We start from the raw sequence: 23,871 nt of genomic DNA on the forward strand, positions 1-23,871 counted from the left end.
TGTGCTGAGGTTTTTCATGGCGCTGGTGTCGTCTGTTTCGGCGGCGCGGGTGAACCATTTACGGGCTTCGTTAAAGTCTCCGTTCTCTGCCGAGTGAACGCCGAGCTCGTTCATGGCGTTGGTGTCGTCTGTTTCGGCGGCGCGGGTCATCCATTTACGGGCTTCGTCTGTGTTCCCCTGTTTCACCGCGAGTGTGCTGAGGTCTTTCATGGCGCTGCCGTCGTCTGTTTCGGCCGCGCAGGTGAACCACTTACAGGCGCTCTCGATATCCCCCTTCTTCAACAACACGACACCGAGCTTGCTCATGGCGTTGGTGTCGCCTGTTTCGGCGGCGCGGGTGAACCATTTACGGGCTTCGTCAAAGTCTCCGTTCTCTGCCGAGTGAACGCCGAGCTCGTTCATGGCGTTGGTGTCGCCTGTTTCGGCGGCGCGGGTCATCCATTTACGGGCTTCGTCCGTGTTCCCCTGCTTCGCCGCGAGTGCGCTGAGGTTGTTCATAGCGCTGACGATGCCTGTTTCGGCGGCGCGGGTCATCCATTTACGGGCGCCCTCCATCTCTCCCTCCGCCATCAACAGGACACCGAGGTTGCTCATGACTGTGGCGATTCCAGCCTCGGTGTCGGGGGTCTCAGCAGCGCCGATCGCCCTTTCCCAAGCGCAGCGGGCTTGTGCGTGGTCACCTTCGTAGAAGGCGCCGAAGCCAATGTCGATGCATGCCTGCGGGGTGGCCTCGGCTATGAGTCGTGCCCAGACGGAGGTTGGAATGTTGTGCGATCCCTGCCCACGGGTGGCGGTGGCATGGTGAACGAGGACGTCTGAGACCCGATAGCCGTCCCTGACTCCGACAGCTTCTCCGTAAGGAGATAACGGGGCGATGCCACCACTGTTGACAACGGGCTCGCACGCGCACTCTAGAGCGTCGACGAACCAGGTGCTCGCCGCCGCTGCGCGATCGGGACCCGTCAAGTACTCCTCGGTGAGAGCTTGCAGTGTCTCGAAGGGGATCGTCTCAGGGTGATTGCATCGGCGCGCAGCGACTGCAGCGCTGATGACTGCCTTGCAGAACGGGTCATCTGCTTGTTCCCATCGGTGGATGAGTTCAGGTGCGGCGGCGAGGACTTGGGTGAGCCCTCCATGATGGCGATGCTGTGCGGCTTGGGCGATCCGAGGATCGGCGGATGACAGTTCTTCCGCGCGCGCCCACTCGGCCGGGCTTGTGCCGCTGAGCCTGTAGGGGCGGGCCAGCTTCAGCACGTCACGGCTGTTGCTGTCGAAGCCCTCGCTCGTTTCCTTCTGTCCCTCCGAAGCCGGGCTACGCAGACGGTCGTAGATATCGGGCCATATCGTGCCGATCAGAAGCACCGGATTTGCAGTGTCCGCGCGCAGTCGGAGAACGGTCGCTGCGGTCAGGCGTTCTGTGCCGATGAGAAACTTCTGAATCTCATCCAGCCACACCACGCACTTTCGTAGCTCTGCTTCTCCTTCAACCAATTGGTTCAGAGCTGAGGCGTCGTTGCCTGGCAGTAGCAACTCCCAGCCCGGGAGTTCCGCGCGGATGGCTTCGTAGGCGCAGCGGGTCTTGCCGGCGGCGGCGGGGCCGACGAGCAGGATGAATCCGCCCTTTCCGGTTGCAGTCTGCAGTGCCTTGCGCAAGTCCGAATCTATGTCGCGGGTGACATAGCGGGGCAAGTCTGGAGATAGGTCGTGTTTCACGGCCGTACCTGCTGGCAGCGAGATGGCCTCATGGATGCCAAGGAGCGCCGGGTCAACCTCCTGCACGAGAGGAGGCTTGCCCTTGGACGCGGGGAGTCGCCTGCGGGCGACCTCCGCCTGTGCCCTTCGTTGAGCGTTTCGTCTGGTTGGCGCCGCTAGGGCTTCCCCTACGGCCTTGACCAGCGGCGTCCACACTCCGGCTAGGACACCCGCGGCAGCGAGCAGGGCCGCTATTAACCACTTAGGCCACGGTACGGCGCCCTCCTTGACACCCGCAGGCGTCGCCGCCACCACGACAACAGCTATCAGAGGACCGGCCAGCGCCAGCCACTTGCGCCATTTCTGCCACATCATGGGCCCCATCCTCGGCCAACAACCCGTAGCACACCGGCAGTTCGCAAACGCGCGCGGACTTGGCGCCCCATTCCAACGAGCGCTTGGAGTCGTCCGGACCGATCGCCATGGACGGACGTCCGAGAACCGTAGTCACGCAGATAGTCACGCACAACAAATGAGCCCCATCTAGGACCAGTCCTAGATGGGGCTGCACCTGCGACTTCATCTGTCGGGGTGGCGGGATTTGAACCCACGACCTCTTCGTCCCGAACGAAGCGCGCTGCCAAGCTGCGCCACACCCCGAAGCAACGCGCACCACTCTAGCCCAGCCGGAGGCTGGAGCGAAATCCGGATTTCAGGGGGTGGGCGGCCCCGAGCAGGGTGTGAGGTACGGACCCGTCCGTGCCGTGCCGCAGTCCCGCCGGCGTCCAGCCCGGGCTCCTTCAGGCCGGCCGGAACACCGCCCCCGCGACCGGCGCCCGGAAGCGCCGGCGGCGCCCCCGACGAGGCCGCCCCTCAGTCGCGGGCCGTGAGCGTCAGAAGCGTCGCCTCCGGAGGGCACGCGAAGCGCACCGGTGTGTAGCGGTTGGCGCCGCAGCCCGCCGAGACGTGGAGGTAGGAGCGGTTGCCGCCCGCGACGTGGGTCGAGAGGCCCTTGACGCGGTCCGTGTCCAGATCGCAGTTGGTGACGAGGGCGCCGTAGAACGGTACGCAGAGCTGTCCGCCGTGCGTGTGGCCCGCGAGGATCAGCGGATAGCCGTCGGCGGTGAAGGCGTCCAGAGAGCGCAGATACGGGGCGTGGACGAGGGCGAGCGAGAGGTCGGCGTCGTGCTCCGGGCCGCCTATGACGGCGCTGTAGCGGTCCCGCCTGATGTGCGGGTCGTCCAGGCCGGTGAGGGCGATCTCCTGGCCACCCTCCAGCTTGAGGCGGCCGCGGCTGTTGCTGAGCCCGACCCAGCCCGCCGCGTCGAAGGCGTCCCGCATGCCCTCCCACGGGTTGTGGACGGCGCCCACGGCGGGCGCGTTCCCGTTGAGACCGTGCCGTCCGCTGGCCTTCTCCAGCAGGTAGCGGGCGGGGTTGCGCAGCTTGGGGCCGTAGTAGTCGTTGGAGCCGAAGACGTAGGCGCCGGGGAAGTCCATGAGCGGGCCCAGCGCGTCCAGGACCTCGGGCACCGCCTCGGGGTCCGAGAGGTTGTCGCCCGTATTGATGACGAAATCCGGGCGCAGGCCCGCGAGCGAGCGCAGCCAGCGCTGCTTCTTGCGCTGCCCGCTCACCATGTGGACGTCCGAGATCTGGAGGACTCGCAGCGACGGCATGCCCGGCCGCAGTACCGGAACCGTGACGCGCCGCAGGCGGAAGGAGCGCGGCTCGACGAGCGTCGCATAGCCCAGGCAGGCCGTGCCGAGTGCCGTCAGGGCGAGGGGGACTCCGTATCGCGCGCGCATCCGCCCATGGTCGCAGACCCGGCCGACCCCTCGCACTCCGTGCCCGGGGACGCACTCGCCGCCGCGGCCCCGCTCTGCGACCCGCGTGCGAGATGATGGGGACCGGAATCTCTGGAGGACACGAAAACGCCATGACGAAGCTCAAGTCCCGGTTGCAGGACGACCTTACGGCAGCGATCAAGGAGCGCGACGAGCTGCGCTCCGCCACCCTCCGCATGACCCTCACCGCGATCTCCAGGGAGGAGGTCTCAGGCAAGTCCGCGCGCGAACTGTCGGACGACGAGGTGCAGAAGGTGATCACGCGCGAGGCGAAGAAGCGCCGCGAGGCGGCGGAGGCCTTCGCCGACGGCGGCCGCGCCGAGCAGGCCGAACGGGAACGCGCGGAAGGCGAGGTGCTCGCCGACTACCTGCCGAAGCAGCTGACGGACGAGGAGCTGGACGCGCTCGTCGGCGAGGCCGTCGCCGAGGCGCGGGCCGGGGGAGCCGAGGGCCCGCGTGCCATGGGCGCCGTGATGAAGATCGTCAACCCGAAGGTCCAGGGGCGGGCCGAAGGAGGCCGCGTGGCGGCGGCGGTCAAGAAGCGGCTGGCGTCGGGCTAGAGGCGTCCGTACTCCATGCCTGTACGTGGACCCGTACGTACGGGCGAGTGCTGAGAGGGCGCTCCCCAACGGGGCGCCCTCCGCCGCGAGTTGGACACGCGGACACGTGGACCCGGCCCCGCGGGGCGCGTTCCGCTAGAAGCCGCCCGTGCCGCCGAACCGGCCGCCCGTGCCTCCGCCGCGCCCGTTGCTGCCGTTGCCGCCCTCGATCGTGCCGGTGTTCGCGCCGCCGACCGCGCCCGCGTCGGAGCCGCCCGTCTGGCCGGTGGTGGCGCCGCTGTCGGCGCCGCCGTTGCCGCCTCCGCCGATGAAGTCCGGCGGCAGCGTGATGTCCGGCCACGGGTCGTCGGGCGGCTTCGGCTTGTCCTTGTCTTTGTCCTTGCCCTTGTCGTCGTCGATCGGGACGAGGTTGAACTTCGGGGCCGGCTTGCCGTCCAGCGCGCCCGCCATCGCGTCGCGCCAGATCGGGCCCGGCACTTCGCCGCCGAAGACCTTGTCGTGGTAGACGCCGCCGATGGAGATGTCCGTCATCCGGGTCTTGTGCGCGGGGTCGCCGACCCACACGGCGCCCGACATGTTCGGGGTGTAGCCGACGAACCATGCGGCGTAGCGCTGGTCCGTCGTACCGGTCTTGCCCGCGCTGTCGCGCCCGCTCAGCCCGGCCTTCTGGCCCGTACCGTCCTCGACGACGCCCCGCAGCAGCGAGTTGACGGTGTCGGCGGTCCGCTGGCTCATCGCCCGATCGCACGAAGTCTTCGGCACGGGAAGGCTCTTGCCGCGCGCGTCGGTGATCGACTCGACCGCGACGGGCGTGCAGTGCACGCCGCGGTTGGCGAAGGTCGCGTACCCCTCGGCCATCGTCAGCGGCGACATCTCCTGCGTGCCGAGCGTGATGGACGGGACCTGGTCGATCTCCTTGCCGTCCGCCCGCTCCACGCCCATCTTCTTGGCCATCTGCGTGACGGGGCAGACCCCGGTCTCACCGATGAGCGAGACGAAGTAGGTGTTCACCGACTTCGCGGTGGCCTCCTTCATCTCGTACGGGCCGACCTCGCGCCGGTTCTCGTTCTCCACCGGGGCGCTGCCGCTCCACTGGCCGCCGCACGTGCTGACCGGAGACGGATACTGCATCTTGTACGGCGAGGGGTACTTCTTGTAGACGCTCATGCCGCGCTCGAGCGCCGCCGCCGCGATCACGGGCTTGAAGGTCGACCCCGGCTGGTAGCCCGCGCCGCCGCCCATGTCGTGGTCCACGGACAGGTTGATCTGGGTCTCGTTCTCGCCGAAGCCGTACGGGCGGGACTGGCCCATGCCGAGGATGCGGCCGGTGCCGGGCTCGACGATCGAGGCGGCCGTCGCGACCTTGTCGGACTTGCGCACGTGCTTCTCGACCGAGGCCTCGACCGACTTCTGCGCCTTCGGGTCCAGCGTCGTCCTGATCGTCAGCCCGCCGCGGTTCCAGCGCTTGGCGCGCGCCTTGCGCGTGTCGCCGAACTCCTCGTCGTTGAGGAAGACTTCGCGTACGTAGTCACAGAAGAACCCGGCGCCGTGGGATGCGGTGATGCATCCGTTCTGGGGCTTGCTCATGTCGAGCCCGAGGGGTTTCTCCTTCGCGGCGCGCGCCTCGTCGGCGGAGATGTGGCCCAGGGCCTGCATCCGCGAAATGACCGTGTCGCGCCGCTTCTTGGCCTCGTCCTCGTGCTGGACCGGGTCGTATGCGGCCGGCGACTGCACGATCCCCGCGAGCAGGGCCGACTCCTCCAGATCGAGATCCTTCGCGGACTTGGAGAAGTAGCGCTGGGCGGCGGCCTCGACGCCGTACGCCTGCTGCCCGAAGAAGGTGATGTTGAGGTAGTTCTCGAGGATCTTCTTCTTGCCGAGGCTCTCCTCGACCTGGATCGCGTACTTGAGTTCCTTGATCTTGCGGCCGACGGTCTGCTGCGTTGCCTGGGCGACCTTGTCGGCGTCGTCGCCCGCCTCCTCCACGAAGACGTTCTTCACGTACTGCTGCGTGAGGGAGGAGGCGCCCTCCTCGACCTCGCCGTTGCGGGCGTTGCGGTTGAGGGCGCGGAGGATGCCCTTGAGGTCCACGGCGCCGTGCTTGTAGAAGCGGGCGTCCTCGATCGCGACGATCGCCTTGCGCATGGACGGCGAGATGTCGGCGAGGTCGACGACGGTGCGGTCGCGCGAGTAGACCTTGGCGATCTCGCCGCCCTCGGAGTCGAGGATGGTGGTGCGCTGACTCAGCGGCGGACGCTTCAAGTCGGCGGGGAGTTCGTCGAAGCCCTGGACGGTGTTCTTCGTGACGAGGCCCAGGCCACCGGCAGCGGGAAGCGCCAGACCGGCGAGCACCGCACCCGCCAGCACGCTGACGCCGAGGAACTTGGCGCCCTGCTGGAACGCGGACTCGCCACCGCCCGAACGCTTTTTCTCCATGGCGGTCAGCCTACGTTCTCAATTGCCGGACAGGGGAGCCTCAGTTCGCCTAAGCTGGCGTACGCATCGAACCTCACACCGTCACTGTGGCCTCGCTCCGCTGCAACCAGCTCCGTCATTACCTGTGAGTGATGAAGCTTGTCCGGAACGGCCGTAACAGTGCCAAGTGTCGTGATGTGTTCGGCAAGTTCCTCCCCACCGCGCCGCCGTGAGTCCTCGCGTTCCGCGAACGTCCCGGACCTGGCTCAACTCAGGTGCAAAACGGCCTGAGTTGAGTTCAAGTCGAGTCCGGATTGTTACCGGCTCACTCCGGTGAGTGATGTGCTGCGCACGCATAGTCCGTTCGGGCCATCCAAGATTGGGCCCGCAGGGGGTGTTGCACCCTGCCTGCCTTCCGTAACGTCACCAACTGGCAACGGCGAATATGCCGCTTGCCGCCGTGGGGGAGCCTCGATTCGGGAGAGGACGGCGCCGGCTATGGGCTGGGTAACCGACTGGAGTGCGCAGGCAGCCTGTCGCACTACCGATCCGGATGAACTGTTCGTGCAAGGCGCGGCGCAGAACCGCGCCAAGGCCGTTTGCACCGGGTGCCCCGTGCGCACCGAGTGTCTGGCCGACGCCTTGGACAACCGAGTGGAGTTCGGTGTCTGGGGCGGTATGACCGAGCGGGAGCGCAGAGCACTGCTGCGCCGTCGGCCCACGGTCACGTCCTGGCGCCGCCTGCTCGAGACCGCACGCATGGAGTACGAGCGTGATACGGGTGGAGTTCTGCCTCTCGACCTCGAAGAGGCCAAGGACTACGCAGTCAACGCGGTGAAGGACTACGCGGCAGCGGGCTGAGCGCTTCTCCGCCGCTTCCCCGCGGCTCCCACTCCTTCCGCGCGACATGCCGCGCCGCACCGTTTGCACCGCTCGGGCGCAGACCCGGGCGGGAGGTGCGGCGCACGGCTGTGTGTGGCGGGCGGTGCGCGTGCGTGGTGCGTGGCGCCATGCGACCGCCACCGGTCGCTTCCCGTCGTACGTACTGGCTGAACGGCCGTGCGGGGCACGCCCGTTCGCGGAGCTGGCGTGGTGACGGGCGTGGCACAAGGGGGGCGTGAGCGCCCACGCCACCGGGGGCCCCGGGCCGTGTCGCCCGCAGGCGGTCCGCGCGAACCGCGCGGCAACTCCGGCTACTTGGGTTACGCGCGTGACGTGACGTACGTACGTTTACGTACGCACGGGAGATGTCCCGGAACGAGGAACGACCGGACGTGCGCGGCCGGTTCAGGCCACGGAGGAACCGCCCGCTGTCACGGGGCGGTCCGGTCCGCCGCCGCCCGCGAGCAGGTCGCCGATCGTGCGCAGCCCCGCCAAGTCGTGTACGTCGCCTGCCAGTGCCTCCACTTCGGCCACCGGCACCTCCGGGTGGAGGGCGGCGAAGCGGTCGCGCGTGCGCCGCTCGCGCGTCAGCAGCCGCATGCGTTCCGCATGCAACCGCAGCAGCGCGGCGGCGAGTTGCTCTGTCTGTCCTGTATGCCCGTTCGGGTCCGTCGGCTCCTCTGCGGATTCGGGCCGCATCGTGGAGTCCGGGACGTCCGGCGAGCCGCGCCCGGGGGAGTGGGCGCCGTGTTTGTTTCCCTTCCCGGGCCCTCGATCGACAATGCCGCCGTCTTCAAGATTTTCCGCGAGTGCCAGCGCCCGCTCCGCACCGATCGCGGCGGCGCCGCTGCCGTGCACACGGTTGAGGACGAGCCCCGCGAGCGGCATCCGCTCCTCGGCGAGCCGTTCCACGAAGTAGGCGGCCTCGCGCAGCGCGTCCCGCTCGGGGGCCGCGACCACGAGAAAGGCCGTGCCCGGCGCCTGAAGGAGCTGGTACGTGGCGTCCGCACGCGTACGGAAGCCGCCGAACATGGTGTCCATGGCGGCCACGAACGTCTGCACGTCACGCAACAGACCAGTGCCCAGCAGCTTGTTGAGCGCGCCGGTGAACATCGACAGCCCGGCCATCCCCAGATTCACGAACTTCATCCCCGCGCGGCCGCCGGCCTTCGCCGGAGCCATGAGCAGCTTGATGAACCGCCCGTCCAGGAACGAGCCCAGCCGCTTCGGAGCGTCCAGGAAGTCCAGCGCCGAGCGCGACGGCGGAGTGTCCACGACGATGAGATCCCACTTGTCCCGGGAGCGCAGCTGCCCGAGCTTCTCCATCGCCATGTACTCCTGCGTGCCCGCGAAGCCCGCCGACAGCGACTCGTAGAAGGGGTTGGCCATGATGGCGCGGGCGCGCTCGGGCTCGGCGTGCGCCTCGACGATCTCGTCGAAGGTCCGCTTCATGTCGAGCATCATGGCGTGCAGTTCGCCGCCGGCCTCCCCGTCTATGCCGGGTACGGGCCGCGGGGTGTTGTCCAGTTCGGTGAGCCCCATGGACTGCGCGAGGCGCCGGGCCGGGTCGATCGTGAGCACGACGGTCTTCCGGCCGCGCTCGGCCGCCCGTACGCCGATCGCGGCTGCCGTCGTCGTCTTGCCGACGCCGCCCGCGCCGCAGCAGACGATGATCCGCGTCTCCGGGTCGTCGATCAACGGGTCGACGCGGAGGGCCACTTCGGAGACGAGCGGGTTGCCGCCGGGCGCCGCGAGATCGGCGGAGCCACCGCCGGTCCGTGCCCCGGAGTCCGTGTCAGCGTCCGTACGGCCGTCCGTCCTGCGCTTCGTCATGTCCTCTCCTGGCGTGCCGGCAACTTCTCCCGCAGGTCCGCCGCGAGCTGGTAGAGGCCGGCGAGCTCCACGCCCTCGGAGAGCAGATCGAGCTCGTAGACCGGCACGTCCAGCTTCGCCAGCGCGGCTCGCTGCTCCCGCTCCAGCGCCACGCGCTCCGCGTGCTCGTGCGCCTGCTCGATGAGCGGTCCGACGAGCCGGTCGGCGCGCGAGAGCCCGGCGCGCGACAGCGCGTCGGCAAGCTCGCCTCCGGGACTGTGGTCGGCCTGGTGCAGCAGCTCCTCGTCGAGGAGATGGGGACGCACCATGTTCACCAGCGCCGCCCCGACGGGCAGGCCCGCCTCGCGCAGTTCGGCCACGCCGTCCACCGTCTCCTGTACGGGCATCTCCTCCAGCAGCGTCACCAAGTGCACTGCCGTCTCAGGCGACTTCAGCACCCGCATCACGGCCTGAGCCTGGTTGTGCACGGGGCCGACCTTGGCCAGCCCGGCGACCTCCTCGTTGACGCCGAGGAAGCGGGTGATGCGGCCGGTGGGCGGCGCGTCCATCACCACGGCGTCGTACAGGCGCCGTTCGCGCGAGTCCCGGCGGCGCACCGCCTCGCACGCCTTGCCCGTCAGCAGCACGTCCCGCAGCCCCGGCGCGATGGTCGTCGCGAAGTCGATGGCGCCGAGCTTCTTCAGCGCGCGGCCCGCGCTGCCCAGCTTGTAGAACATCTGGAGGTAGTCCAGGAGCGCCCGTTCGGGATCTATGGCGAGCGCGTAGACCTCGCCGCCGTCGTGCGCGACGGCGATCTTGCGCTCCTCGTACGGAAGCGGCTCCGTCTCGAAGAGCTGGGCGATGCCCTGCCGCCCCTCGACCTCGACGAGGAGCGTGCGCCTCCCCCCGCTGGCCAGGGCCAGCGCGAGTGCCGCGGCGACCGTCGTCTTGCCGGTGCCGCCCTTGCCCGTGACAACATGCAGCCTGCTCACTCCCGGGAGCCTAACCAGCAAGGCGACGGGCTACGCTCGGCACCATGACGAAGTGGGAATACTCGACGGTGCCGTTGCTCGTGCACGCGACCAAGCAGATCCTGGACACCTGGGGAGAGGACGGCTGGGAGCTCGTCCAGGTCGTGCCCGGGCCGACCGGCTCCGACCAACTCGTGGCATACCTCAAGCGGGAGAAGCAGTGAGCGTCGCCTCCCGGCTCGCCGAGCTCGGCATCACGCTGCCCGAAGTCGCCACCCCTGCCGGGGCGTACGTTCCGGCGGTGCGCAGCGGGCGGTACGTCTACACCGCGGGTCAGGTCCCGTTCGTCGAGGGCAGACTGCCGGTGACGGGGAAGGTCGGCGGTGAGGTCACTCCGGAGGAGGCCAAGGACCTGGCGCGCACGTGCGCGCTCAACGCGCTGGCGGCGGTCAGTTCGGTCGCGGGCGGACTCGAGAGGGTCGCACGGGTCGTGAAGGTCACCGGATTCGTGGCCTCCGCCCCGGACTTCACCGCTCAGCCCGCCGTCATCAACGGCGCGAGCGAGCTGCTGGGCGAGGTCTTCGGCGACGCGGGCGTGCACGCGCGCAGCGCCGTCGGTGTCGCGGTGCTGCCGATGGACGCGCCCGTCGAGGTCGAGATCCAGGTCGAGTTGGCCGACTGGGCGGAGTGACGCAGCTCACCGCGCGACGCTGACCTGCGTCCTTGTGGATCGCCCGGGCGCCACCCGGCGACGCCGGAGGGAGACGGCCCGTAGCATCCGTCCATGTCGTCGTCCACGAACGGTCAGTGGTATCCGCCGGACTGGCCCGAGCGAATCCGCGCCCTGGCGGCGGGCGAGCTCACGCCCGTGACGCCGCGTCTGGCCGCCACGGTCATGCTGCTGCGTGACGGCGGCGGTGCGGCGGAGGGCTCCGGGCCCGAGGTGCACATGCTGCGCAGGCGTACGTCCATGGCCTTCGCGGGCGGTGCGTACGCGTATCCCGGCGGCGGCGTGGACCCGCGCGACGAGCACTGGGGCGGCGGCCGCGACGGCGACGACGACTCGGTCAGGGGCGCCGGCAGCGACAGCGACAGCGGCGTCGGTCGTGACGGGGGCACCAGGCCGGACGACGGCTGGGCGGGCCCCTCGCGCCGCGAGTGGGCCGAGCGCTTCGGCACGGACGAGGCCACGGCGCAGGCCATCGTCTGCGCCGCGGTGCGCGAGACCTTCGAGGAGGCGGGCGTGCTGCTCGCCGGTCCGGACGCCGCGAGCGTCGTCGACGACACGACCGGCGATGACTGGGAGCGCGACCGCGCCGCGCTCGCCGCCCACGAGCTGTCCTTCGCCGACTTCCTCACGCGGCGCGGACTGGTGCTCCGCAGCGATCTCCTCGGCTGCTGGGCGCACTGGATCACGCCGGAGTTCGAGAAGCGCCGCTACGACACCTGGTTCTTCGTCGCCGCGCTGCCCGAGGGACAGCGCACGCGCAACGCGTCCACCGAGGCGGACCGCACCGTCTGGGCCCGTCCCGGAGAGGCCGCCGCCGGCTACGACAGGGGCGAGCTGCTGATGATGCCGCCGACGATCGCCATGCTGCGCCAGCTGGCGCCGTACCGTACGGCGGCCGAGGCGCTGGCGGCGAGCGCACACCGCGACCTGTCGCCGGTGCTGGCGCAGGCGCGGCTGGAGGGCGGGCAGGTCGTGCTCAGCTGGCCGGGATACGACGAGTTCACCAAGCGGGTCGACACGTCCGGGGCGGGCGAGGGCGGCGGAAGCGCCACCGGCAGCACCGGCAGCACCGGCAGCACCGGCGGCACCGGCGGATCCGCAGCCTCCGGAGGGAGCGGCCCCGCATGACGAACGCCGCGTCCCTGCCCGGTCAGCCGCGCGGCGGTGAGCTCAGCGGCCAGGCCACGGCGCGGGCCCACTGCGTCCTCGCGCCCAACCCGTCCGCGATGACCCTGGACGGCACCAACACCTGGATCGTCGCCGAGCCGGACTCCGAAGCCGCCGTCGTCATCGACCCCGGACCGCTCGACGAGGGGCATCTGCGCCATGTGCTCGGGACCGCCGAGAGCATGGGCAAGCGCGTGGCGCTCACCCTCCTCACCCACGGCCACCCTGACCACGCCGAGGGTGCCGCACGCTTCGCGGAGCTGTCCGGCACGTCCGTACGGGCGCTCGACCCCGCGCTGCGCCTGGGCGACGAGGGCCTCGCCGCGGGCGACACCGTGCGCACGGGCGGCGTCGAACTGCGCGTGGTCCCCACGCCGGGGCACACCGCGGACTCGCTCTGCTTCCACTTGCCCGCCGAGGGGTCCGTGCTGACGGGCGACACCGTGCTCGGCCGCGGCACGACCGTCGTCGCGCATCCCGACGGACGGCTCGGCGACTACCTCGACTCCCTGCGCCGGCTGCGCTCGCTGACCGTCGACGACGGGGTCGCCACGGTGCTTCCGGGGCACGGGCCGGTGCTGGAGGACGCACAGGGCGCCATCGACTTCTATCTGGCGCACCGCGCCGACCGCCTCGCCCAGGTCGAGTCGGCCGTCGAGCGCGGGTTCCGTACGGCGCCGGAGGTCGTCGCGCACGTGTACGCGGACGTCGACCGCTCGCTGTGGCCCGCGGCCGAGCTCTCCGTGCGCGCGCAACTCGCCTACCTGCGGGAACGCGGCGCGGCGTAGCCCGGATCCGGCCCGGACGCGGAGCCGCCCGGCGGCACCGCGGCGGCACCGCACGCGTGAGGGGCGCCCTCCGCGAGGACGCCCCTCATACGCAGTTCGTACGTGCGGCCGCTCAGCGGCTCCGCTTGGCCAGCCGCTCGATGTCGAGCAGGATCACCGCGCGGGCCTCCAGCCGCAGCCAGCCGCGGCCCGCGAAGTCGGCGAGCGCCTTGTTGACGGTCTCGCGCGAGGCGCCGACGAGCTGCGCCAGCTCCTCCTGCGTGAGGTCGTGCACGACGTGGATGCCCTCTTCCGACTGCACGCCGAAGCGGCGCGAGAGGTCGAGCAGCTGCTTCGCGACCCGGCCGGGGACGTCGGAGAAGACGAGGTCGGACATCGAGTCGTTGGTACGGCGCAGTCTGCGCGCGATGGCCCGCAGCAGTGCGGAGGCCACCTCGGGGCGTACGTTCAGCCAGGGCTGGAGGTCGCCGTGGCCCAGGCCGAGCAGCTTCACCTCGGTGAGGGCCGAGGCCGTCGCCGTACGCGGGCCGGGGTCGAAGAGGGAGAGCTCGCCGATGAGCTCGCCGGGGCCGAGGACGGCCAGCATGTTCTCCCGGCCGTCAGGGGAGGTGCGGTGGAGCTTTACCTTCCCTTCGGTGACTACATAGAGACGGTCGCCCGGGTCGCCCTCGTGGAAGAGGGCCTCACTTCGCGCGAGCGTGGTCTCCGACATGGAGGCGCGCAGCTCAGCGGCTTGCTCCTCATCGAGCGCCGCGAAGAGCGGGGCGCGCCGCAGAACGTCGTCCACGAGTTCTCTCCTTGTCGACCTAGCCCAATGGGGTCCCCAGGGGCCTCACAAGGCTCCCATGGGCCGAGGGACGGCGTCTCCCCAGGCTCCGGGGCCGCCTCAGGTCCGCAGGTCCGAGGGAATGGAACCTCCCCGGACCCGCAGGTCGAGGGGACCCGAACCCCATGATGCCGGACGGTGAAACAGTGCGATCAGTCACAAGTTTGACGCACGCCCCCTCCCTTCCCGAAGGCAGGGGTCCGATTGGGCCGGGAATTGCCTTCGTGCGGGGCGGATGTCGGTGGGCCCCTCTACGCTGGCCGAGTGCTGATTAACCCGTGATGCCCCGGTGAGCGCACGCAGAGCGGGGCCGGGCGGGTGACCGCGATGGGAGATTCCGCTGTGGGCGAACAGGAGCCCGTCAAGAGGGCAAGCCGGACAAAGGGGGCGAACGGCGCCTCCGTGGACGGCGGACAGGTGTCCGCGGAGCGGGCCGGCGAGCCCGTGAAGAAGACCGCGGCCGCGGCGAAGAAGGCCCCGGCGAAGAAGACGGCGTCGAGCAAGGCCCCGGCGGTGAAGGCCGGTGCGAGCAAGGCCCCGGCCGCCCGGAAGCCCGCGTCCGGGAAGCCCGAGTCCCGTCTCGCGATGGTCCGCCGCGCCCGCCGCATCAACCGTGAGCTGGGCGAGGTGTACTACTACGCGCACCCCGAGCTCGACTTCGAGAACCCCTTCCAGCTCCTGGTCGCCACGGTCCTCTCCGCCCAGACCACGGACCTGCGGGTCAACCAGACCACGCCCGCGCTCTTCGCCGCCTATCCGACGCCCGAGGACATGGCGGCCGCCGACCCGGAGAAGCTGGAGGAGCTGCTCCGCCCGACCGGCTTCTTCCGCGCGAAGGCACGGTCGGTGCTCGGGCTGTCGGCCGCGATCCGCGACAGGTTCGGCGGCGAAGTGCCGGGCAACATAAAGGACCTGGTGTCGCTGCCCGGCGTCGGGCGCAAGACCGCGTTCGTCGTGCTCGGCAACGCCTTCGGCGTCCCCGGGCTGACCGTCGACACCCACTTCGGCCGTCTCGTGCGGCGCTGGAAGCTGACCGAGCAGACGGACGCGGACAAGGTCGAGGCCGAGATCGCCGAGATCATCCCCAAGAGCGAGTGGACGATGTTCTCGCACCGGACGATCTTCCACGGCCGCCGCATCTGCCACTCCCGCAAACCGGCCTGCGGTGCGTGCCCGATCGCGCAGCTGTGCCCGTCGTACGGGGAGGGCGAGCTCGACCCCGAGAAGGCGAAGAAGCTGCTGAAGTACGAGATGGGCGGGCTGCCGGGCCAGCGCCTCAAGCCTCCGGCCGACTACCCGGGGCGCCCCGCGCCGCCGCTCGGAGCAGGGGGCGACGGCGCCGCCGGGGCCGCGCGGTGAGCCGTTCCCGTACGAACACGAACACGGGCCCTGATGCGAACCCGACCCGGGGCCGGACTCCGGACCCGGCCGCTGGGGCCGACCGGAGCGCGGCGCCGCACGCCTCCGCGGCCGCGCTCCCGGTCGACTTCAGCGACCGCGGGCTTCCCGGCTGGCTCGCCCCCGTCGCGCGCCTGGCCGACACGGTCGAGCCGCGCCAGCTGAGCCGCTTCCTGCCGCCGCCGGACGGCGCGGGGCGGCCGTCGGCCGTGCTCGTGCTCTTCGGGGAGGGAGCCGACGGTCCCGAACTGCTGCTGATGGAGCGGGCGTCCAGCCTCCGCTCGCACGCGGGCCAGCCCTCCTTCCCGGGCGGCGCGATCGACCCGGAGGACGGCGACCCGGAAGGCGACGGGCGGCTTCGGGCGGCGCTGCGGGAGGCCGAGGAGGAGACCGGCCTCGATCCGTCCGGCGTGCAGATCTTCGCAACGCTGCCCGCGCTCTACATCCCGGTGAGCGGCTTCGTCGTCACGCCCGTACTGGGGTGGTGGCGGCGCCCCACGCCCGTCGCGCCGGTGGACCCGGCCGAGACGGCGCGCGTCTTCACCGTCCCCGTCTCCGAGTTGACCGATCCGGATAACCGCGCGATGGCGGTCCACCCCTCCGGATACACGGGCCCGGCCTTCCGCGTGGGGCCCGCGCTCGTATGGGGCTTCACCGCGGGTGTGATCGACAGGCTTCTGCACTACGCCGGCTGGGAGCGGCCCTGGGATCGCGACAAGCGCGTATCCATCGACCGCAAGCCGTGAAGCGGCAGCCGTACGCACGCGCGGCGCGGCCGGCGCCTCACCACCGCTACGTCGCACATACGAACCGACCGCGGCGGACGTCCCCTTCCACCCCCATGAGACGGTGGCTTCCGTGAACGCGCTGGACATCCTGCTCCTGCTTGCCGCCATCTGGTTCGCCGTCATCGGCTACCGCCAGGGCTTCGTCGTCGGAATCCTGTCCGTGACCGGTTTCCTCGGCGGCGGGCTCGCCGCGATCCTCGTGCTGCCCCCGCTGTGGAACGCGGTGACTGACGGGACCCCGCCCGGAGCGTTCGGTGTGATCGGCGCGGTCGTCATCGTCATCGTGTCCGCCTCCGTCGGCCAGGCGTTCACCACTCATCTCGGCAACAAGCTCCGGCAGCACATCACCTGGTCGCCCGCCCGTGCCGTGGACGCGACGGGCGGCGCGCTCGTCAACGTGCTCGCGATGCTGCTGGTGGCGTGGCTCATCGGATCGGCCCTGGCCGGCACGTCGCTGCCGACGGTCAGCAAGCAGGTGCGCAACTCCAGTGTGCTGCTGGGGGTTTCGCGAGTGCTGCCGCCCCAGGCCGACAGCTTGTTCAACGACTTCTCGTCGACGCTCGCGCAGAACGGGCTTCCGCAGGTCTTCTCGCCGTTCTCCAACGAGCCGATCCGGGCGGTGCCCGCCCCTGACCCGAAGCTCGTGAGGAGCCCTGCCGTCGCCGAGGCGCGCCGCAGCATCGCCAAGGTCGTGGGCAGCGCGACGCGCTGCGGAAAGGTGCTGGAGGGCACCGGCTTCGTCTTCGGCCCGCACCGCGTGATGACCAACGCGCATGTGGTGGGCGGGGTCAAGGAGCCGACGGTGCAGATCGGCGGGGTCGGCCGCATCCACGACGCGCGGATCGTCCTCTACGACCCGAAGCGCGACATCGCCGTGCTGGACGTGCCGACGCTCGAAGCGCCCGCGCTCCGGTTCGCGCGGAAGGACGCAGGGCGTGGTGACGGGGCGATCGTCGCGGGCTTCCCGGAGAACGGCGGGTTCGACGTGCGCTCCGCGCGCGTACGTGACCGCGTCGAGGCGGACGGCCCGGACATCTACCACCGCGACAGGGTGCGCCGCGACATCTACTCCCTCTACACGACCATTCGCCAGGGCAACTCCGGCGGCCCGCTGCTCACGCCCCAAGGCGAGGTGTACGGCGTCATCTTCGCGAAGTCGCTCGACAACTCCCGTACGGGATACGCCCTTACGGCTGACGAGGTGCGCGGCGACGCTCGCAGCGGCCGTGCCGCCGAGCGGCAGGCGGACAGCCAGAACTGCGCGATGTGAGCCTCGCCGTCAGCCCCGCGGGTGCCGCAGCCGCGCCCCGAACCAGCGCGCTCTGCGGCTGAGCAACTGTGGGATTCCGGGCTCGGCGACGGCGCCGAGTCTGTCGGGCAGTAAGCGCCGCATGCGCTGTCCGGGGATGGCCCCCCGCCGCCCGCTGCTGTTACGTGCCAGGTCACGGTAGTCGTGCGTCCAGCCCATACAGCGCACTCTGCCCCGTACCGAGGCCCGTAACCTTCTGACGCTCCATCAAACGCCTATGCGCGCGGCACGTGTTGCCCGTGTTGACGGAGTACGGAACCGGTGCGGTCAGCGGTCCGGTTCGGGGTCCTTGAGCCAGCCGATGAGCTCCGCCGAGAAGGCCGCCGGATCCTCCTCGTGCGGCCAGTGCCCGATCCCGTCGAACAGCCGCCAGCGGTACGGCGCTTCGACGTACTGCCCGGACCCGGCCGAGCTGCGCGTGCGCAGCACCGGGTCGAGCGCTCCGTGCATCTGCATCGTGGGCACCCGGACGGGCCGCTTCATCCGGCGGTTGAACTGGAAGCCGTCGGGCCGCGCCATCGAACGCACCAGCCAGCGGTAGGGCTCGACCGAGCAGTGCGCCGTCGACGGTACGCACATGGCCTGCTCGTACCGCTCCACGGCCTCGCCCGCGCCGGGCTGTTCGAGGAGCCGGGGCCCGGCCCACTCCCGTACCAGCTTGCCGACCAACTCCCCGCCATTGGCAGTGAGTTGACGCTCCGGTACGAAGGGCCGCTGAAAGCCCCAGATGTAGGAGCCGGCCGCCGTCTGGCGCACGTCCTTGAGCATCGCCGCGCGCCAGCGCCTCGGGTGCGGCATCGCGGAGACGGCGAGACGCCGTATGAGCTTCGGCCGCATCACGGCGGCGGTCCACGCGAGATAGCCGCCCAAGTCGTGCCCGACCAGGGCGGCGTCGGGCTCGCCCAGCGAGCGGATGACGCCCGTGACGTCGAGCGCGAGGTTGGCCGGGTCGTAGCCCCGGGGCGTACGGTCGCTGCCGCCCACGCCGCGCAGATCCATCGCGACGGCGCGGAATCCGGCGTCCGCCAGCGCCGTCAACTGGTGCCTCCACGCCCACCAGTACTGCGGGAAGCCGTGCAGCAGCAGCACAAGAGGTCCGTCACCCAGCTCGGCGATGTGGAAGCGGGCACCGTTCGCGGCCACGTCCCGGTGGGTCCAGGGGCCTTCGGGACGGATCAGGTTCGCCGGACCGGCTGGGTGGGTCATACGACGAGCCTGTCACACTTCGGACGGCGCCAACGCCGCGCTCCTCGGGGCGGAATGGGCGCGCGAGGGCGGTTTCGGGCGTGCGGCCGTCACGCGGCGGGCGTGCGCTGCGGCTGCTTCTCCGGCCGCGCCCCGTCCGGCCCGTGCGCGGTCGCGGACGCGGACGCGCGCGGGTGGGGCTTGGCCCGCGAGAGGACGGATGCCGTCTGCTTGGCGGAGGCGATCGACTTCTCCGGGGGCTTGATCCGCTTGAACTTCCGCAGCGCGAGCAGCAGGAGGATCAGGGCGAGGACGATGTACGCGCCCCCCACGATCAGGAACGACCAGGCGAGCCCGAGGCCCAGGTTGTGAATCCCGTAGGCCGCGGCGAAGCTCAGAACGGGCAGCGAGAAGAGGATCAGCACGCCGGCGACCGCCGCCGCGCCGCCGCCCACGATCCCCCGCTTCACGTCCTGCCGGATCTCGGCCTTGGCCAGCGCGATCTCGTCGTGCACCAGGCCGGACAAGTCGGCGGTGGCCGCGGCGACCAACTGGCCGATGCTGCGGCCGTCGTCGGCAGAACTCATCGGTGTCTCCCTCTCTCCGTCTCGGACCGTCCCTGCCCGTGGGGTCCGATCATGCCGGACCATCGTGCGGCACATGCGTCCAGGAGGCCACTGCGACAAGCTCCCGCGGCCGCCCCGGTGTTGACGAAGCGTACGACTGCGGCGCGCGGATACGGGGAGGGGCACCCGGCGGTGTGCCGGATGCCCCTCCACGCGCAGCGGGCCTCTGACGCCCGTACGTCTCCGTGCGGGTGCGCCGCCGGAGTCAGTCCTCGCTCGCGGCGCCCGGCAGCTTCTCCTGGATGAGCTCCATGACGGAGGAGTCCGTCAGCGTGCTGACGTCCCCGAGCGCACGGTTCTCCGCGACGTCCCGCAGCAACCGTCGCATGATCTTGCCGGAGCGGGTCTTGGGCAGCTCCGCGACCGGCAGGATCTTCTTCGGCTTGGCGATCGCGCCGAGTTGCTTGGCCACGTGCCCGCGCAACTCCTCCACCAGCCCGTCGTCCTCGGCGGCCGAGCCGCGCAGGATGACGAACGCGCAGATGGCCTGCGTCGTCAGCGGGTCGGTCGCGCCGACGACCGCCGCCTCGGCCACCTTCGGGTGCGAGACGAGCGACGACTCGACCTCCGTGGTCGAGATGTTGTGCCCGGAGACGAGCATGACGTCGTCGACGCGGCCCAGCAGCCAGATGTCGCCGTCGTCGTCCTTCTTCGCGCCGTCACCGGCGAAGTACTTGCTCTCGAAGCGCGACCAGTAGGTGTCCAGGAACCGCTGGTCGTCGCCCCAGATCGTACGGAGCATGGACGGCCACGGCTCCGTGAGAACCATGTATCCGCCGCCGCCGTCGGGCACTTCGTTTGCCTCGTCGTCCACGACGGTGGCCGAGATCCCCGGCAGCGGACGCTGCGCCGAACCGGGCTTGGTCTCGGTGACGCCGGGCAGCGGGCTGACCATGATGCCGCCGGTCTCCGTCTGCCACCACGTGTCGACGATCGGCGTGCGGTCGCCGCCGATGTGGTGGCGGTACCAGATCCAGGCCTCCGGGTTGATGGGCTCGCCGACCGAGCCCAGGATCCGCAGGGACGACAGGTCGAACTTGGCCGGGATGTCGTCGCCCCACTTCATGCAGGCGCGGATCGCGGTCGGCGCGGTGTAGAGCAGGGAGACCTTGTACTTCTGGACGATCTCCCACCAGCGGCCCTTGTGCGGGGTGTCCGGAGTGCCTTCGTAGAGCACCTCGGTGGCGCCGTTCGCGAGCGGCCCGTACACGATGTACGAGTGGCCGGTGACCCAGCCGACGTCCGCCGTGCACCAGTAGACGTCCTTCTCGGGCTTGAGGTCGAAGACGGCGTGGTGGGTGTACGCGACCTGCGTCAGATAACCGCCGGTCGTGTGCAGGATGCCCTTCGGCTTACCGGTGGTCCCGGAGGTGTAGAGGATGAAGAGCGGGTGCTCCGCGTCGAAGTCCTGCGGGGTGTGCTGCTCGCTCTGGCGGTCGACGACGTCGTGCCACCACACGTCGCGGCCGTCCGTCCACTCGATGTCCTCCTGGCCGGTGCGCTTGACGACCAGCACGTTGCGGACCTTCTCCGTGCCCGGCCGGGTCAGCGCCTCGTCGACGGCGGGCTTGAGCGCGCTGGCGCCGCCCTTGCGGTAGCCGCCGTCGGCGGTGATGACGACGCGGGCGTCGGCGTCCTCGATGCGGGTCGCGAGGGCGTCCGCGGAGAAGCCGCCGAAGACCACCGAGTGCGGGGCGCCGATGCGGGCGCACGCGAGCATCGCGACGACCGTCTCCGGGATCATCGGCAGATAGACGGCGACGCGGTCGCCGGCCTGCACGCCCAGTTCGCTCAGCGCGTTCGCGGCCTTGGAGACCTCGCGCTGGAGCTCGGCGTAGGTGAGGGTGCGGGAGTCGCCGGGCTCGCCCTCGAAGTGCAGGGCCACCCGGTCGCCGTTGCCCGCTTCGACGTGCCGGTCGACGCAGTTGTACGCGACGTTGAGCTTGCCGTCCTTGAACCACTTGGCGAACGGCGGCTCGGACCAGTCGAGAATCTCCGTCGGCTCCTTGCCCCAGCTCAGGCGGCGTGCCTGCTCGGCCCAGAAGCCCAGCCGATCAGCCCTCGCCTGCTCGTACGCCGCAACGGTGACGTTGGCTTCGGCAGCCAGATCGGCGGGCGGCGCGAACCTCCGCTCTTCCTTGAGCAGATTGGCCAGGCTTTCGTTGCTCACGACATCTCCCTTTCCCAGGGTGTCTGCTGTGTCCAGGTCCCAAGGCCCCGATCCTCCCCGGACCTTGGACTCCTGCCTAGCTCATCAGCCGTTGCGCCCATGTGACAAGAGCTTGCGGGAAAATTGGTTTAGACCTGTCAACGGCACGGTCGCATCCCGCTGACCCGTGGCGTGCCCGCCCTTCTCCCGTGCGGCTGCGAGGTGGCCGGCCGCGCTGGTCTGCGCCCACCCCGAATGGGCCCAAAGGGTGAAGAACTCACCCCGAGACCCCACCCGAGTTGCCGGTTATGCCGGAGATGCAACGGTTGAGTCACGTAGCGGAGTTGATCCGTTACGGAGCGACATCGACATGGGTGAGGTGATCCGATGACAGCCACGCGACAGTGGCTCGTGGGCATATCGGCGGCAATGGCGCTCACCACCGTGATAAGCGGCTGTGCCGGCGACACCACACGAAGCCCGGCAGGTCAAGGCCGCTCGGCCCCCGAGGAGAAGCCCGAGCAGCAGGCCCGCGTCATCGGGGACGGTTCGACCTCCATAACCGGCCGGCAGCCGAACCAGCCGGTCCCGCGGAAGCTCCGCACGGGCAAGAAGCCGCCCCAGTTCGTCGTCTTCTCCTGGGACGGAGCCGGCGAGGACGACAAGAAGCTCTTCTCCCGCTTCCGCAAGGCGGGCAAGCGGTACGGGGCATCGCAGTCGTACTTCCTGAGCGGCATATACGCCCTCCCCGAGGCGCAGTCCCGCCACTACTCGCCCCCCGGGCACGCGACGGGCGCCTCGGACATCGGCTACCTGAAGGACAAGAACATACGGGCCACGCTGCGCGAGGTGCGCAAGGCGTGGCTCGAGGGGAACGAGATAGGCACCCACTTCAACGGCCACTTCTGCGGCCCGAACGGTGTCGGCAGCTGGTCGTCGGACCAGTGGAAGAGCGAGATACGCCAGGCCAAGTGGTTCGTGAAGAACTGGAAGACGACCACCGGCTTCAAGCGTGAGCAGCCTCTTCCGTTCGACTACGACCAGGAACTCATAGGCGGCCGGGCCCCCTGCCTCCAGGGCCAGGAGAACCTGCTCCGGGCGGCCCGTCAGATGGGCTTCCGCTACGACTCCAGCGGCAACGGAACCCAGGTCTGGCCCGGCAAGAAGAGCGGGCTGTGGGACGTACCGCTCCAGGAAGTCCCCATGCCCGGGCGCAAGTTCGAGACGCTCTCCATGGACTACAACTTCCTGGCGAACCAGTCGGGAACGGCCACCGGCCCGTCCACGAAGCACGTCTCGTACGGGCAGCAGATGCGCGAGGGCCTGATGAAGGGCTTCGAGCGCGCCTACAAGGGCAACCGCGCGCCCCTGGTCATCGGCAACCACTTCGAGAAGTGGAACGGCGGCGTGTACATGGACGCCGTCGAGCACGTCATGAAGTCGGTCTGCAAGAAGCGCGAGGTCCGCTGCGTCTCGTTCAAGCAGCTCGTCGACTGGCTCGACGAGCAGGACCCCAAGGTGCTGGCCAAGCTCCGCACGCTGGGGATCGGCGAGCGGCCCAAGGAGGGCTGGGGCTCGTTCCTCAAGAACGCCCGCACGAAGAAGCTGCTCTCCCGCTGACGGACGTCACAGTCCGGTGCTGTGGACGGAGGTGGTTCTCCAACCTCCGTCCACAGCTTGTGCGTTCGGGCTGCGGGTCGGGCCCGGCGGACGAGCGCTCAGGCGGGCTGCGGAGCCGGCTGCTCGCAGAGCACGAACCCGGGGTCGACCTGGGCGGCCAGATCCGCGCCCGTCTTCTCGTTGCCCCAGCTCTCGGCGTTGCGCAGATGGAAGTGGACCATCTGGCGCGTGTAGCGCTCCCAGTCGCGCTGCTCGTACGCGCCGTCCGCGGCCTCGCGGAGCACGTGCAGAGCCCGGCGGTTGGCCTCCTCCAGCTCCGCCAGCCGCCGCGGGCGTCCCTTCTCCATCGCGCGGACCCAGTCGGAGTGCCCGAAGGAGACCAGCAGGTCGTCACCTGTCGCGTCCCGCAGGAAGTCGAGGTCGTCGTCGGTGTGCACCTTGTTGCCCACGACGCGCAGCCGGACGCCGAAGTCCCGCGCGTACTCCTTGTACTGGCGGTAGACCGAGACGCCCTTACGGGTGGGCTCGGCGACGAGGAAGGTCATGTCGAAGCGTGTGAACATCCCGGACGCGAAGGAGTCGCTGCCCGCGGTCATGTCGACGACCACGAACTCGTCGCGCCCGTCCACGAGATGGTTCAGGAAGAGCTCGACGGCCCCGGTCTTGGAGTGGTAGCACGCGACGCCGAGATCGTCTTCAGTGAAGGGCCCGGTGGCGAGCAGCCGCACCTCGGCGCCCTCCAGGGGGAGCGAGTGCGCGCACGCGTCGTAGACCGGGTTGTCCTCGGTGACCCGCAGCAGGCGTGAACCCTTGCCCGGCGGCGTCGTCTTGATCATCGTCTCGGACGAGGCGATACGCGGATTCGAGCCGCGCAGCCACTCCTTGATGAGCGGTAGCCGACCGCCCATCGAGGGCAGCGCCGCCGCCTCGGCCTCGTCCATCCCCAGAGCGGCGCCCAGATGCTGATTGATGTCCGCGTCCACCGCGACCACCGGGACCTGCTCGGCGGCCAGCTGACGGATGAACAGCGAGGAGAGCGTCGTCTTGCCACTGCCGCCCTTGCCAACGAAAGCGATTTTCATGAACAAGAGGGTAGGGGGGCGGAGGAGGT

Annotated in this window: 20 protein-coding genes and 1 tRNA gene; 10 read left to right on the top strand and 11 right to left on the bottom strand. The window is 70.0% G+C overall.

Annotation, left to right across the window (positions count from 1 at the left end):
* The 3 genes from QQM67_RS29080 to QQM67_RS29090 form a co-directional block, all read right to left on the bottom strand.
* A partial coding sequence (locus QQM67_RS29080) for a tetratricopeptide repeat protein (protein ID WP_314178136.1) occupies positions 1-2,067 on the bottom strand: 2,067 nt, incomplete at its 3' end.
* A 211-nt stretch (positions 2,068-2,278) separates the two neighbouring features.
* A tRNA-Pro gene (locus QQM67_RS29085) sits at positions 2,279-2,352 on the bottom strand.
* Between the two features lie 213 nt (positions 2,353-2,565).
* Positions 2,566-3,495, bottom strand: a complete 930-nt coding sequence (locus tag QQM67_RS29090) for a metallophosphoesterase (protein WP_314178138.1) — start codon at positions 3,493-3,495, stop codon at positions 2,566-2,568.
* 131 nt (positions 3,496-3,626) lie between these two features.
* Between QQM67_RS29090 and QQM67_RS29095 the strand changes: the two genes are divergently transcribed.
* Positions 3,627-4,094, top strand: a complete 468-nt coding sequence (locus QQM67_RS29095) for a GatB/YqeY domain-containing protein (RefSeq protein ID WP_314178139.1) — start codon at positions 3,627-3,629, stop codon at positions 4,092-4,094.
* Between the two features lie 135 nt (positions 4,095-4,229).
* On the opposite strand, the gene QQM67_RS29100 is transcribed toward QQM67_RS29095, so the two are convergent.
* Complete coding sequence (locus tag QQM67_RS29100) at positions 4,230-6,530, bottom strand: transglycosylase domain-containing protein (RefSeq protein ID WP_314178141.1); 2,301 nt, start codon at positions 6,528-6,530, stop codon at positions 4,230-4,232.
* A 477-nt stretch (positions 6,531-7,007) separates the two neighbouring features.
* Here QQM67_RS29100 and QQM67_RS29105 point away from each other — a divergent pair, with 477 nt between their 5' ends.
* Positions 7,008-7,370 carry a WhiB family transcriptional regulator gene (locus QQM67_RS29105; RefSeq protein ID WP_070017779.1) on the top strand — a complete coding sequence of 121 codons (363 nt, stop codon included), beginning with the start codon at positions 7,008-7,010 and terminating at the stop codon, positions 7,368-7,370.
* Between the two features lie 426 nt (positions 7,371-7,796).
* Here QQM67_RS29105 and QQM67_RS29110 read toward each other — a convergent pair whose 3' ends face one another.
* Together QQM67_RS29110 and QQM67_RS29115 are read right to left on the bottom strand one after the other, a co-directional pair.
* Positions 7,797-9,224 (bottom strand): ArsA family ATPase, encoded by a 1,428-nt coding sequence (locus QQM67_RS29110; protein WP_314178142.1) that lies wholly within the window; start codon positions 9,222-9,224, stop codon positions 7,797-7,799.
* Positions 9,221-10,195, bottom strand: a complete 975-nt coding sequence (locus QQM67_RS29115; protein WP_314178144.1) for an ArsA-related P-loop ATPase — start codon at positions 10,193-10,195, stop codon at positions 9,221-9,223. The genes QQM67_RS29110 and QQM67_RS29115 overlap by 4 nt, the downstream gene beginning before the upstream one ends.
* 44 nt (positions 10,196-10,239) lie before the next feature.
* Here QQM67_RS29115 and QQM67_RS29120 point away from each other — a divergent pair, with 44 nt between their 5' ends.
* From QQM67_RS29120 to QQM67_RS29135, 4 genes are all read left to right on the top strand, one after another.
* On the top strand, positions 10,240-10,398 hold the full coding sequence (locus tag QQM67_RS29120) for a DUF4177 domain-containing protein (RefSeq protein ID WP_314178145.1): 159 nt from the start codon (positions 10,240-10,242) through the stop codon (positions 10,396-10,398).
* Complete coding sequence (locus tag QQM67_RS29125) at positions 10,395-10,865, top strand: RidA family protein (RefSeq protein WP_314178147.1); 471 nt, start codon at positions 10,395-10,397, stop codon at positions 10,863-10,865. The genes QQM67_RS29120 and QQM67_RS29125 overlap by 4 nt, the downstream gene beginning before the upstream one ends.
* Before the next feature lie 93 nt (positions 10,866-10,958).
* On the top strand, positions 10,959-12,032 hold the full coding sequence (locus tag QQM67_RS29130; RefSeq protein WP_314178148.1) for an NUDIX hydrolase: 1,074 nt from the start codon (positions 10,959-10,961) through the stop codon (positions 12,030-12,032).
* On the top strand, positions 12,029-12,859 hold the full coding sequence (locus tag QQM67_RS29135; protein ID WP_314178151.1) for an MBL fold metallo-hydrolase: 831 nt from the start codon (positions 12,029-12,031) through the stop codon (positions 12,857-12,859). Before QQM67_RS29130 ends, QQM67_RS29135 begins: the two co-directional genes overlap by 4 nt.
* A gap of 112 nt (positions 12,860-12,971) precedes the next feature.
* Here the strand turns inward: QQM67_RS29135 and QQM67_RS29140 are convergent, their stop codons facing one another.
* Positions 12,972-13,646 (bottom strand): Crp/Fnr family transcriptional regulator, encoded by a 675-nt coding sequence (locus QQM67_RS29140; protein ID WP_028438501.1) that lies wholly within the window; start codon positions 13,644-13,646, stop codon positions 12,972-12,974.
* A gap of 366 nt (positions 13,647-14,012) precedes the next feature.
* On the opposite strand from QQM67_RS29140, the gene nth reads away from it, so the two are divergent.
* From nth to QQM67_RS29155, 3 genes are all read left to right on the top strand, one after another.
* Positions 14,013-15,044: an endonuclease III gene (gene nth, locus QQM67_RS29145; protein WP_314178155.1), complete on the top strand. Its 1,032-nt coding sequence runs from the start codon at positions 14,013-14,015 to the stop codon at positions 15,042-15,044.
* Between the two features lie 173 nt (positions 15,045-15,217).
* Complete coding sequence (locus QQM67_RS29150) at positions 15,218-15,829, top strand: NUDIX hydrolase (RefSeq protein WP_314178361.1); 612 nt, start codon at positions 15,218-15,220, stop codon at positions 15,827-15,829.
* A gap of 112 nt (positions 15,830-15,941) precedes the next feature.
* Positions 15,942-17,141, top strand: coding sequence for a MarP family serine protease (locus QQM67_RS29155; protein WP_314178157.1), 1,200 nt, complete (start codon positions 15,942-15,944; stop codon positions 17,139-17,141).
* 306 nt (positions 17,142-17,447) lie between these two features.
* Here QQM67_RS29155 and QQM67_RS29160 read toward each other — a convergent pair whose 3' ends face one another.
* From QQM67_RS29160 to acs, 3 genes are all read right to left on the bottom strand, one after another.
* Positions 17,448-18,386: an alpha/beta fold hydrolase gene (locus QQM67_RS29160; protein WP_314178158.1), complete on the bottom strand. Its 939-nt coding sequence runs from the start codon at positions 18,384-18,386 to the stop codon at positions 17,448-17,450.
* 89 nt (positions 18,387-18,475) lie between these two features.
* Positions 18,476-18,952: a phage holin family protein gene (locus QQM67_RS29165; RefSeq protein WP_314178160.1), complete on the bottom strand. Its 477-nt coding sequence runs from the start codon at positions 18,950-18,952 to the stop codon at positions 18,476-18,478.
* Positions 18,953-19,196: 244 nt separating this feature from the next.
* Positions 19,197-21,161, bottom strand: coding sequence for an acetate--CoA ligase (gene acs, locus QQM67_RS29170; protein WP_314178162.1), 1,965 nt, complete (start codon positions 21,159-21,161; stop codon positions 19,197-19,199).
* Positions 21,162-21,527: 366 nt separating this feature from the next.
* On the opposite strand from acs, the gene QQM67_RS29175 reads away from it, so the two are divergent.
* Positions 21,528-22,760 carry a polysaccharide deacetylase family protein gene (locus tag QQM67_RS29175; protein WP_314178163.1) on the top strand — a complete coding sequence of 411 codons (1,233 nt, stop codon included), beginning with the start codon at positions 21,528-21,530 and terminating at the stop codon, positions 22,758-22,760.
* A gap of 98 nt (positions 22,761-22,858) precedes the next feature.
* Here the strand turns inward: QQM67_RS29175 and QQM67_RS29180 are convergent, their stop codons facing one another.
* Positions 22,859-23,842, bottom strand: a complete 984-nt coding sequence (locus tag QQM67_RS29180; protein ID WP_314178164.1) for an ATP-binding protein — start codon at positions 23,840-23,842, stop codon at positions 22,859-22,861.
* Positions 23,843-23,871 lie beyond the last annotated feature (29 nt).

The sequence above is a fragment of the Streptomyces winkii genome (assembly GCF_032248595.1).
Taxonomy (GTDB): domain Bacteria; phylum Actinomycetota; class Actinomycetes; order Streptomycetales; family Streptomycetaceae; genus Streptomyces; species Streptomyces winkii.

Coding starts and splice junctions, on each gene's coding strand:
- QQM67_RS29090 (WP_314178138.1), bottom strand. CDS start 3,495: ATGCGCGCGCGATACGGAGTCCCCCTCGCCCTGACGGCACTCGGCACG.
- QQM67_RS29095 (WP_314178139.1), top strand. CDS start 3,627: ATGACGAAGCTCAAGTCCCGGTTGCAGGACGACCTTACGGCAGCGATC.
- QQM67_RS29100 (WP_314178141.1), bottom strand. CDS start 6,530: ATGGAGAAAAAGCGTTCGGGCGGTGGCGAGTCCGCGTTCCAGCAGGGC.
- QQM67_RS29105 (WP_070017779.1), top strand. CDS start 7,008: ATGGGCTGGGTAACCGACTGGAGTGCGCAGGCAGCCTGTCGCACTACC.
- QQM67_RS29110 (WP_314178142.1), bottom strand. CDS start 9,224: ATGACGAAGCGCAGGACGGACGGCCGTACGGACGCTGACACGGACTCC.
- QQM67_RS29120 (WP_314178145.1), top strand. CDS start 10,240: ATGACGAAGTGGGAATACTCGACGGTGCCGTTGCTCGTGCACGCGACC.
- QQM67_RS29130 (WP_314178148.1), top strand. CDS start 10,959: ATGTCGTCGTCCACGAACGGTCAGTGGTATCCGCCGGACTGGCCCGAG.
- QQM67_RS29135 (WP_314178151.1), top strand. CDS start 12,029: ATGACGAACGCCGCGTCCCTGCCCGGTCAGCCGCGCGGCGGTGAGCTC.
- nth (WP_314178155.1), top strand. CDS start 14,013: ATGGGAGATTCCGCTGTGGGCGAACAGGAGCCCGTCAAGAGGGCAAGC.
- QQM67_RS29160 (WP_314178158.1), bottom strand. CDS start 18,386: ATGACCCACCCAGCCGGTCCGGCGAACCTGATCCGTCCCGAAGGCCCC.
- QQM67_RS29165 (WP_314178160.1), bottom strand. CDS start 18,952: ATGAGTTCTGCCGACGACGGCCGCAGCATCGGCCAGTTGGTCGCCGCG.
- QQM67_RS29175 (WP_314178163.1), top strand. CDS start 21,528: ATGACAGCCACGCGACAGTGGCTCGTGGGCATATCGGCGGCAATGGCG.
- QQM67_RS29180 (WP_314178164.1), bottom strand. CDS start 23,842: ATGAAAATCGCTTTCGTTGGCAAGGGCGGCAGTGGCAAGACGACGCTC.